This window comes from Kitasatospora sp. NPDC056531, assembly GCF_042794375.1.
Lineage (GTDB): Bacteria > Actinomycetota > Actinomycetes > Streptomycetales > Streptomycetaceae > Kitasatospora.
In genome coordinates this window covers 1-4,929 of record NZ_JBHTTU010000205.1, presented here as the reverse complement: position 1 = coordinate 4,929, position 4,929 = coordinate 1, and the positions used below count along the sequence as shown (strand labels likewise).

Below are 4,929 nucleotides of genomic sequence, written 5' to 3'. Positions count from 1 at the left end.
TCGACCGTGCACGGCGGCTGGGTTGACGTGACGGCGGGTGATCTGGGGGCGGAGTACTGGTACCGCAACCTGCGCCAGACGGTGCGGTTCGAGGAGGCGGTCCGCGGGCTCCTGTCGGACGGCTACGACGCCTTCGTGGAGTGCAGCCCGCATCCGGTGCTGACGATGGGCATCGAGGAGACCGCCGAAGCGCTCGGCCACTCCGGCCTGGTGGCCGTCGGGTCGCTGCGGCGTGAGGAGGGCGGCCTGGAACGGCTGCTGGCCTCCTTCGCCGAGGCGCACGTCCACGGCATCACCGTCGACTGGCAGCGCCTCTTCGCCGGACAGGACGCCCACCGGGTCGACCTGCCCACCTACGCCTTCCAGCGTCAGCGCTACTGGGTGGACGCGGCCGTGGGCGCGGTCGGGGACGTGGTCTCCGCCGGTCTCGGCTCGGCCGACCACCCGCTGCTGGGTGCCGCCGTCGGCCTCGCGGGTGGTGACGGCTTCCTCTTCACCGGCCGGCTCTCGCTGCGCACCCACCCCTGGCTCGCGGACCACACGGTGGCCGGAGCCGTCCTGGTGCCCGGCACCGGCATGCTGGAGCTGGCGCTGCGCGCCGGCGAGCAGGTCGGCTTCGACCACGTCGAGGAGCTGACCCTGGCGGCGCCCCTGGTGGTGCCCGAGCGCGGCGGCGTCCAGATCCAGCTCGCCGTCGGCGAGTCGGACGGCACCGGCCGCCGCTCCCTCACCCTGCACTCGCGGATCGACGAGGAGGGCGCGGGCCTGGCGGGCGAGTGGGTCCAGCACGCCACCGGCGTGCTGAGCGCCGAACCCGCCGACCGCCAGGCGACCGCCGCCGAGTGGGCGGTCTGGCCGCCGCAGGACGCCGTCGCGGTGGAGGTCGCCGACGTCTACCCGGGGCTGGCCGCGTGCGGGTTCGCCTACGGTCCGGTCTTCCAGGGCCTGCGGGCCGCCTGGCGCTGGGGCGAGGAGGTCTTCGCCGAGGTCGCCCTGCCCGCCGAGGAACACGGTCAGGCCGCCCGGTTCGGCATCCACCCCGCGCTGCTCGACTCGGCGCTGCACGGTGCCGCCGTCGCCCTGCCCGAGGACGAGATGCAGGAGAGCGGTGCGGTGCAGGGCCAGCTGCCCTTCTCCTGGTCGGGTGTGTCGCTGCACGCGGTCGGCGCCGCGGCCCTGCGGGTCCGGCTGACGCCGGCCGGCCAGGGGGCGGTCTCGGTGCGGGTGGCGGACACCACCGGCACCCCGGTGGCCTCGATCGACTCCCTGGCCTTCCGGCAGGTCTCCGCGGAGCAGCTGGAGGCGGCGCGCGGCACCGGCCGGGACTCGCTCTTCCAGCTCGACTGGACCGTACTTCCCGTTCCCGCCAACGCTGTCGGGACGGACGGCTTCGCCTGGCTGGACGCGGCACCCGCCGCTCTCGCCGGCCTGCCCGGTGAGCGGTACGCGGACCTGACCGCGCTCGCCACGGCGATCGACGCCGGGGCCGCGGTCCCGAAGACCGTCGTCCTGCCCGTGACCACCGGCACCGCCGACCCGGTCACCGGCACCCGCGAGAGCGCGGCCCACGTGCTGGCCGTGGTGCAGGCCTGGGTCGCCGACGAGCGGTGGGCCGACTCCCGGCTGCTGCTGGTGACCCAGGGCGCGGTGGCGGCCGAGCGGGGCGCGGATGTGCCCGACCTGGTCGCGGCGTCGGTCTGGGGCCTGGTGCGCTCCGCCCAGTCCGAGTACCCGGACCGCATCGTCCTGGCGGACGTCGACGGCGACGACGCGTCGGGCGTCCTGCCGTGGGCGCTGACCACCGGCGAGCCCCAGCTGGCGGTCCGAGCGGGCGTGCTGTCCGTGCCGCGCCTGGCCCGCGCGGCCGGAGCGGCGGCCGAGGACGCCGAGGCGGCCTTCGGCCCGGACGGCACGGTGCTGCTCACCGGTGCGACCGGCACGCTGGGCGCCCTGGTGGCCCGCCACCTGGTGGCCCGCCACGGCGTGCGCCACCTGCTGCTGGCCAGCCGCAGTGGCGAGGCGGCCCCGGGTGCGGCCGAGCTGGTCGCGGAGCTGACCGAGGCCGGCGCACAGGTCACGCTGGCGGCCTGCGACGTCGCCGACCGCGCAGCGCTGGTGGAGCTGCTCGCGCAGATCCCGGCCGAGGCCCCACTGACCGGGGTGGTCCACACCGCCGCGGTGCTGGACGACGGCGTGATCGAGTCGCTCACCGCCGAGCGCTTCGACACCGTCCTGCGCCCCAAGGTGGATGCCTCCTGGTACCTGCACGAGCTCACCCGGGACCTGGACCTGTCCGCGTTCGTCCTCTTCTCCTCCGCCGCCGGCACCTTCGGCGCGGCCGGGCAGGGCAACTACGCCGCAGCGAACACCTTCGTGGACGCGCTGGCCGAGCACCGGCGCGCGCACGGGCTGCCCGCGGTCTCGCTCGCCTGGGGCTTCTGGCAGGAACTGAGCGGCCTGACCGGTCAGTTGAACGAGAACGACCTGCGCCGCGCGACCCGCGGCGGCCTGCGCGGCCTGACCGCCCAGGAGGGCCTGGCCCTGTTCGACGCCGCCTGCGCGACCGACGTGCCGGCGCTCGTGCCCGTCCAGCTCGACCTGGCGGCCTTCCGGTCCCAGGCGGCGGCCGCCGGCGACGTGCCGGCGCTCTTCCGGGGCCTGGTCCGCATCCCCGCCCGCCGGGTGGCGGCGGCCGATGCCGGCGCCACGGCCGATGCGCTGGCCCAGCGGCTGGCCGCGGCGCCGGAGGCCGAGCGCCTGCGCGTCGTGCTGGAGGTGGTCCGCTCCCAGGTGGCCGCCGTCCTCGGCTTCAGCTCGGCCGAGATGGTCGAGGAGGGCCGGGCCTTCAAGGAGCTCGGCTTCGACTCGCTGCTCGCCGTCGAACTGCGCAACCGTCTGAACGCGGCGACCGCGCTGCGCCTTCCGCCGACCCTGGTCTTCGACTACCCGACCCCGGTCGCGATGGCCCGGTTCCTCCTGGCCGAGGTGCGGCAGGAGGGCGGGGCGCGCAACGAAGTCCCGATCTCCACCGAACTGGACAAGCTCGACGCCGAGATCTCGGCGATGACTCTCGATGACAGCGCACGGACGAACATCAAGGCCCGCCTGGAGGTCCTCCTGGCGAAGCTGAGCGATGGACAGGGGGACACGGATGGCGACGACCTGGCAGACCGACTCATGTCGGCGTCGGACGACGAGATCTTCAGGATGATCGACAGCGATTTCGATCTCTCCTGACGCGATCTCCCCGGATTGATGGACCGACAAATCTGCACTGCGGCAAAGGGTTGGCTGTAAGAATGACGAACGAAGAACGGCTCCGCGACTATCTCAAGCGCGTGACGTCCGACCTGCACCAGACGCGGCAGCGTCTGCGCGCGGTGCAGTCGAACCTCCAGGAGGTCGAGTCCCAGTCGCGCGAACCGATCGCGATCGTGGGGATGGCCTGCCGCTACCCCGGCGGAGTGCGATCCGCCGAGGACCTGTGGGAGCTGGTCTCCACGGGCCGCGACGCGGTGTCGGTCCTTCCCGAGGACCGCGGCTGGGACGAGGACCTGTACGACCCGGACCCGGAGCGTCACGGCAAGTCCTACGCCAACGAGGGCGGCTTCGTGTACGACGCCGCCGACTTCGACCCGGCGTTCTTCGGCATCTCGCCGCGCGAGGCCCTGGCGATGGACCCCCAGCAGCGCCTGCTGCTGGAGGCCTCCTGGGAGGCGATCGAGCGGGCCGGCATCGACCCGACCGTCCTGCACGGCAGCCGGACCGGCGTCTTCGCCGGAATGATGTACCAGGGCTACGCGACGAACCTGTCCTCCGTCCCGGAGGACCTGGAGGGCTACCTCGGCAACGGCGGTGCCAGCAGCACCGCCTCCGGCCGGATCTCCTACACCCTTGGCCTGGAGGGGCCGGCCGTGACGGTGGACACGGCCTGCTCGTCCTCGCTGGTCGCCCTGCACCTGGCCGCCCAGGCGCTGCGCCAGGGCGAGTGCTCGCTCGCCCTGGTCGGCGGCGTGACGGTGATGAACACCCCGGCACTGTTCGTGGAGTTCAGCCGGCAGCGCGGCATGGCCCCGGACGGCCGCTGCAAGTCCTTCGCGGGTGCCGCTGACGGCACCGGCTGGGGCGAGGGCGTCGGCATGCTGCTGGTCGAGCGGCTGTCGGACGCCCGGCGCAACGGCCACCCGGTGCTGGCGGTGCTGCGCGGCAGCGCGGTGAACCAGGACGGCGCCTCGAACGGTCTGACCGCGCCGAACGGCCCGTCGCAGCAGCGGGTGATCCGCCAGGCGCTGGCCAACGCCCGCCTGACGGTCGACCAGGTCGACGCGGTGGAGGCGCACGGGACGGGCACCACGCTGGGTGACCCGATCGAGGCGCAGGCGATCATCGCGACCTACGGTCAGGACCGTGACGCGGAGCGGCCGCTGTGGCTCGGCTCGCTGAAGTCGAACATCGGCCACACCCAGGCCGCTGCGGGTGTCGGCGGTGTGATCAAGATGGTGATGGCGATGCGGCACGGTGTGCTGCCGCGGACGCTGCACGTGGACGAGCCGACCCCGCAGGTGGACTGGTCGGCCGGCGCGGTGGAGCTGCTGACCGAGGCGCGGGACTGGCCGGAGACCGGGCAGCCGCGCCGGGTCGGCGTCTCCTCGTTCGGCGCCAGCGGTACCAACGCCCACGTGATCCTGGAGCAGGCTCCGGCGGAGGAGCCGGTCGCCGAGCAGGCCGAGGCGCCCGCCGAGGGCGACGGCGCTGCCGAAGCCCCCGCCACCGTGGTGTCCTCGCTGCCGGTGGTGCCGTGGGTGCTGTCCGGCCGGTCCGCAGCGGCCCTGGCGGCGCAGGCCGAGCGGTTGGCGGCGTTCGCTGGTGAGCGTCCGGAACTGTCGTTGTTGGATGCCGGGTTCTCGCTGGTGTCGTCGCGTGCGGTGT

The 4,929-nt window shown here is 74.1% G+C and carries 2 protein-coding genes; both read left to right on the top strand.

Translation table 11 applies throughout. The features are described from left to right. Positions 1-3,237, top strand: a 3,237-nt coding sequence (locus ACFQ87_RS44200) for an SDR family NAD(P)-dependent oxidoreductase (RefSeq protein ID WP_380616706.1), incomplete at its 5' end; no start/stop codon positions are given. A 62-nt stretch (positions 3,238-3,299) separates the two neighbouring features. Further along, positions 3,300-4,929 (top strand): type I polyketide synthase (locus ACFQ87_RS44195; RefSeq protein WP_380616705.1); only part of this gene is annotated, 1,630 nt, incomplete at its 3' end.